Here is a 6,039-nt window from a genome sequence, read left to right on the forward strand (position 1 = left end):
CGCTCGACGCGGCGGCCGCCCGCGAGGCCGCCTCGGAGGCCGAGGAGGCCGCCAGGGACGCCCGGTCGGCGGCCGACCGCGCGGACGCCGCCGCCACCGAGGCGGAGGAGGCCGCGAAGGACGCCCTGAAGTACGCGGAGGAGGCCCAGGAGGCGGCGGAGTCCGCCGAACGGAAGGAAGCCAACCAGCAGGTCTCGTCGGGCGCCGGCACCGGGCTCGGGGGCACCTTCTTCGTCGTCGACGAGGACAGTGTCACGGTCACCGACGCCCAGCAGAAGAACGACTGCGTCATCGAGATCGGGTTCGAGGGCTGCACGGTCACGTTCGCGGTCACGTTCGACGCCACGGTCGACTTCTTCCTCTGCACCGAACCCGACGTGCCGGCGACGGCCTCCGGCTGCCCGGCGGCGGACACCGTACTGCTCAAGACCGAGCGCTTCACCGGGCTGAAGAAGGACGTCACCCGGTACTTCAGCAAGCTCGACCTGATCAAGCAGACCCTCGTCTACCAGATCCTGAAGGCGGCCCTGGTCCAGGACTTCGTCGACTGCTGGCACGGCAGCGTCAGCGGCTGCGCCTGGGCCGCGAGCAACTTCATCCCGGGCAAGGCGTTCGCCAAGATCGCCGATGCGCTCGTCGCCCTGGACGCCGCGCTGCGAACCGGCATAGGGGTCGCCGACGCGTACAAGGCCCTGAAGGTCCTGGACCTGGACCCGGCGTCACTGGCCAGGATCGAGGCCGGTGTGAACGCCTACGAGGACGTCATCACGACGTGCAGGGTCAACAGTTTCCCCGGTGACACCCCGGTGCTGATGGCCGACGGGACCCGCAAGGCCATCCGCGACGTGCGGGAGGGCGACCTGGTCATGGCCGCCGCCCCCGGCACCGGACTGCTTCGGGCCGAGCCCGTCACCGACACGTTCCGGCACGACACCGAACGGCTGGTGACCATCGGCCTGGCCGGCGGCAGCAGCCTGGACACCACGGCCGGACACAAGATCCGCACCAGCGAACGCGGCTGGGTCCTCGCCGCCGATCTGCGCCCGGGTGACCGGCTGCTCAGCCCGGACGGAACGCTCCGCGCCGTGACCGACGTGCACGACCGGCCGGGGCTCGCACCGCGTCGGGTGTACGACCTCACCGTCGACGACCTGCACACGTTCTACGTGCGCACCGAGGGGCGCCGGGCGGCGGACGTGATGGTCCACAACTGCCTGAACCTGGGGGACGAGGACCTCAGGGCCCTGCAGGATTACGAGATCCACACGCTGGAGAAGCACGTGCGGCCGAATGCGGCCGAGGCCTTCCGGATCGCCCGGGAGACAGGCACGCCCAACACGGTCTGGACGAGTCAGGACATCGCCCAGCAGGCCGTGGACCGCGTGGTGGGCGACTTCTTCAGCAAGCGGACCGCGAGCGGCCAGAAGGTCTTCGACGAGGACAAGTGGAAGAAGTTCCAGGACTGGGCGGCGAAGGCCAGGGACGGTGAGCAGTACCGGCCGATCACGGGGAAGTGGGATGCCTATCCCTCCCTGGGCAAGCGGTACCACCCGGACGGGAGGACGATCGAGGATGCCGGTAACGAGGTCACGGTCATCCTGATGAAGGTCAAGGGCCACAACGGCCAGGGCCGGTACGGGTTCGTCGTCAAGACGGCCTACCCGAAGTAGGACACCCCCCGCGGAGGACACGATTCATGTCGCAGCACCGTCCGACGTACGTCGAGCTGGGTTACTCCGGTGACTTCGGACTCACCGCCCTGGCGGAGCACCTGTGCTCCCCGGACCGGCCCGCCGTCGACCTCGCGACCGCGCTCGCGGTCGCGGCCCGGTCGGCGGACGGGTCCGACGGCGAGGAGGCCGTGGAACTGGGGGAGGACGCCCGACGTCTGCTGGACGGCCCGTTGCCGGACGAGGTCCTCCGCACGGTGTGGCTGGCCGCGGTCGGCCGGATCTTCGATCCGGCCGACCATGGCCTGGACACCCGCGCATGGCTGCGGTCCCTCTCGGATCTGTCCGTGAACCGTCTCCGGCAGAACAGACGCTCCTACGTCCCCCCTCCGGTCCGGCCGGTCCGGGACGCGGACCTGTGCCGTGAGGTGGTGACGGAGATCCGGGGGGTGGCCGCGGACCTGGCCGGCGCCTGCGCCTCACCGGATCTCGTTCCGGGGCTGGAGCAGGTGGTCGCGCTGGCCGACGTCGATGTCGGCTTCCGGCTCTTCCTGCGGGCCCTGAAAGCGTGCTCCGTACGCGTCCCGAAGGAGCGGTACGACAGGTTCCGTGGGCTCGGCGAGCGGCTCGGCCACCCGGTCGCGGTCGTCCGCGAAGGTCTCGACGTCGACTGGCCGCCCATCGACACCACCCGCCGTGACACTTCATGGGACTTCGGTCTTTCCCTGCTCGCCGGGAACGCCCATCAGGACTGGCACGCCGGAGTCGCCCGCGAGGAGATCCACCGGGTGGTGGACGGGGACGAGCCCGGTCAGTCCCCGGGTACGACGGCGGCCCTCCTGCTGGAGGACGCGCTGCGTCTGCTGCACTCCCCGCTGTCCGACGAGACGATCACCACCCTGTGGGTCGCCGTCTCGGACGGGGCACTGCGCGTCGACGGACGCGACTGGCTACGGCTGGTCGCGGACGTGTGCGAGGAACGGCTGGGAGGAGCCGCCCCCGCGTACACCCCCGTGGTTCCGCCCGCCCGGACGGACGGGGCGGACCTGGTGCTGCCGGAAGTCCGGGAGACGGCGCTCACGGTGGCGGACAAGGCCATCAGCCCCCACTGGCAGCCGGTCCCGGCGGGGAAGGTCACGGCCGCCCTGGAGCAGGTGGTCAGCCGGGTCGACCCCGACCTCGGCTTCCGTCTGTTCCTCCGGGTGCTGCGGCCGCTGTCCGTACCGGTCACGCCGGGGCAGTACGGGAGGTACCGGGCGATCGGCGAGCGGTTCGGGTACGGGGAGCACCATGTCGACGAGTTCGACACACTCGTCGAGTGGACGGCTTGAAGCCGCCGTCCGAACCCGTCGGGAGCCGCCGCTCGACGGCTGTTCGCCCCGTGGTCGAAGGCCGGGGTCCGGGCCGAGCGCCGCCGTCCGGCCTCCGACGCGCATACGACGCACCACTCGGCGAAGGCCCGTGCCCCTGTCGACAGGGGCACGGGCCTTCGCCGTACGGAGCCCGCGGCGGCTACCCCAGCGCCGACTTCACCGCGTCCGCCAGGCGGCTCGCGACCGAGCGGGCCTGGTCGATGTCCGCCGCCTCGACCATGACGCGGACCAGCGGTTCCGTGCCGGAGGGGCGGAGGAGTACGCGGCCCGTCCCGCCCAGTTCGCGCTCGGCCTCGGTGACGGCCGTGGCGAGTTCCGCGGAGGTCTTCACGCGGGACTTGTCGACGTCCGGGACGTTGACGAGGACCTGCGGGAGGCGCTCCATCACCGAGGCCAGGTCCCGCAGGGTACGGCCGGTGCCGGCGACCCGTGCCGCGAGCAGCAGGCCGGTGAGCGTGCCGTCGCCGGTCGTCGCGTGGTCGAGGACGATGACGTGGCCGGACTGCTCGCCGCCGAGGGCGTAGCCCTTCTCCTTCATCTCCTCCAGGACGTACCGGTCGCCGACCGCGGTCTGCACGAACCGGATGCCCTCGCGCTCCATGGCGAGCTTGAAGCCGAGGTTGGACATCACGGTCGCGACGACGGTGTCGGAGCGCAGTGCGGAACGCTCCCGCATCGCCAGCGCGAGCACGGCGAGGATCTGGTCGCCGTCGACCTCCTCACCGGTGTGGTCCACGGCCAGGCACCGGTCGGCGTCGCCGTCGTGGGCGATGCCCAGCGCGGCCCCGTGCTCGACGACCGCGGCCTTCAGCAGGTCGAGGTGGGTCGAGCCGCAGCCGTCGTTGATGTTGAGCCCGTCCGGGTCGGCGCCGATGGTGACGACCTCGGCCCCGGCCCGGGTGAACGCCTCCGGCGAGACCTTCGCGGCGGCGCCGTGCGCCTCGTCGAGGACGATCCTCAGACCGTCCAGCCGGTTCGGGAGGACGCCGACGAGGTGGGCGACGTAACGTTCGAGCCCCTCCTCGTAGTCCCGTACGCGGCCGACGCCGGCGCCGGTCGGGCGGTCCCAGGGGGCGCCGGTGCGGTGCTCCTCGTACACGGACTCGATGCGGTCCTCCAGCTCGTCGGCGAGCTTGTGGCCGCCGCGGGCGAAGAACTTGATGCCGTTGTCCGGCATGGCGTTGTGGCTGGCGGAGAGCATGACGCCGAGGTCGGCGCCGAGCGCGCCGGTGAGGTGCGCCACGGCCGGTGTCGGCAGCACGCCGACCCGCAGGACGTCCACGCCCGCGCTGGCGAGGCCCGCGACGACGGCGGCCTCCAGGAACTCTCCGGACGCGCGTGGGTCACGTCCGACCACGGCGGTGGGCCGGTGTCCTTCGAACGTGCCCGCCTCGGCCAGTACGTGCGCGGCGGCGACGGACAGGCCGAGCGCCATCTCCGCCGTCAGGTCCGCGTTGGCGACACCGCGCACGCCGTCCGTGCCGAAGAGTCGTCCCACTTGTCCTCCTGAGGAAGCGTCAGTATCGAAAGCCGTCGCCGAGGCCGTGCCGGGGCGCTGGGCCCGTCCGCGCGGTCGCCGGTCGTACCGCTGACGGAGCTTGTGCTGTGTTCGACGGTCGTGATGCGCGTGCGGCTCCGCATCCCGCGCCTCCGGACATCCGCCGCAGCGACATGCCCGACCATCCGATCACATTAGCCTTTGAGCGCCTTGTGCCGTTATACGCCCACAGCGATGAATAAACGAACGCCCCGACAGCACTGTGGCGTGCCGCCGGGGCGTTCGGAGTACGCGCGAGCGCCTGTGATTTAGCGCTTGCTGTACTGCGGGGCCTTACGGGCCTTCTTGAGACCGGCCTTCTTGCGCTCGACCGCACGGTCGTCGCGCTTGAGGAAGCCGGCCTTCTTCAGCGGGCCGCGGTTGTTGTCGACGTCCGCCTCGTTCAGCGCACGGGCGACACCGAGACGGAGCGCACCGGCCTGACCGGAGACACCGCCACCCGCGATGCGGGCGATGACGTCGTAGCGGCCCTCGAGCTCGAGCACCTTGAAGGGCTCGTTGACTTCCTGCTGGTGCACCTTGTTCGGGAAGTAGTCCTCGAGGGTGCGACCGTTGATCTTCCACTTGCCGGTGCCCGGGACGATCCGGACGCGGGCGATGGCGTTCTTGCGGCGGCCCAGGCCGGCGGCCGGCTGGGGCTCACCGAAGCGGGAGGCCATGGACTCCGAGGTGTACTCGCCCTCGACGGGCACCTCGGACTCGGTGGTGTAGCTGTCGATGTCAAGCTCTTCGAGCGGCTGCTCGGCAGTGGTCTCGGCCACGATTCTCCTCAGATTCTGTTCAGTCTTAGGGGGTGGCCGGACTTACTGCGCGACCTGGGTGATCTCGAACGGCACCGGCTGCTGGGCAGCGTGCGGGTGCTGGTCGCCCGAGTAGACCTTCAGCTTCGAGAGCATCTGACGGCCCAGGGTGTTCTTGGGGAGCATGCCCTTGACGGCCTTCTCGATGGCCTTCTCGGGGTTCTTCGCGAGCAGCTCGTCGTAGCGGACGGAGCGCAGACCACCCGGGTAGCCCGAGTGGCGGTACGCCATCTTCTGGGTCCGCTTGTTGCCCGAGAGGTGCACCTTGTCGGCGTTGATGATGATGACGAAGTCACCGGTGTCGACGTGGGGCGCGTAGATCGGCTTGTGCTTGCCGCGCAGGATGGAGGCCGCAGTGGAGGCCAGACGACCCAGGACGACGTCCTGAGCGTCGATGACGTGCCACTGGCGCGTCACATCGCCGGGCTTGGGGCTGTACGTACGCACGGTTCGTAGCCTTCGCTTCTTCAGTGAATGGTCCTGACAAGGTCACCGAAGACGATCACGACAGCCTTGACCGCACCACGGTGACGCAAACCGGGCGCTGGTCGCTGGTCATCGGTCCGGTGGACCGGTGTAAGGGCCCCTCACGTGAGAATGAGCAAGCCACTACACACAACGAACACGCAGAATACCCA

At 70.2% G+C, this 6,039-nt stretch carries 5 protein-coding genes; 2 read left to right on the forward strand and 3 right to left on the reverse strand.

Annotated elements, in window-relative coordinates; all coding sequences use genetic code 11:
• Window positions 1–1,670 (forward strand): polymorphic toxin-type HINT domain-containing protein (locus B7767_RS25625; protein ID WP_256923569.1); only part of this gene is annotated, 1,670 nt, incomplete at its 5' end.
• A gap of 26 nt (window positions 1,671–1,696) precedes the next feature.
• Window positions 1,697–3,001 (forward strand): hypothetical protein, encoded by a 1,305-nt coding sequence (locus B7767_RS25630; RefSeq protein WP_085574261.1) that lies wholly within the window; start codon window positions 1,697–1,699, stop codon window positions 2,999–3,001.
• Between the two features lie 181 nt (window positions 3,002–3,182).
• Here the strand turns inward: B7767_RS25630 and glmM are convergent, their stop codons facing one another.
• The 3 genes from glmM to rplM all read right to left on the reverse strand — a co-directional run bounded on the left by glmM (window position 3,183) and on the right by rplM (window position 5,848).
• On the reverse strand, window positions 3,183–4,541 hold the full coding sequence (gene glmM, locus B7767_RS25635; protein WP_085574262.1) for a phosphoglucosamine mutase: 1,359 nt from the start codon (window positions 4,539–4,541) through the stop codon (window positions 3,183–3,185).
• A gap of 308 nt (window positions 4,542–4,849) precedes the next feature.
• On the reverse strand, window positions 4,850–5,362 hold the full coding sequence (gene rpsI / locus B7767_RS25640) for a 30S ribosomal protein S9 (protein ID WP_004927169.1): 513 nt from the start codon (window positions 5,360–5,362) through the stop codon (window positions 4,850–4,852).
• Window positions 5,363–5,404: 42 nt separating this feature from the next.
• A complete protein-coding gene (rplM, locus tag B7767_RS25645) occupies window positions 5,405–5,848 on the reverse strand; it encodes a 50S ribosomal protein L13 (RefSeq protein WP_019526965.1) in 444 nt (147 codons plus the stop codon).
• Window positions 5,849–6,039: the final 191 nt, after the last annotated feature.

The sequence above is a fragment of the Streptomyces sp. 13-12-16 genome, assembly GCF_002114215.1.
Taxonomy (GTDB): Bacteria; Actinomycetota; Actinomycetes; order Streptomycetales; family Streptomycetaceae; genus Streptomyces.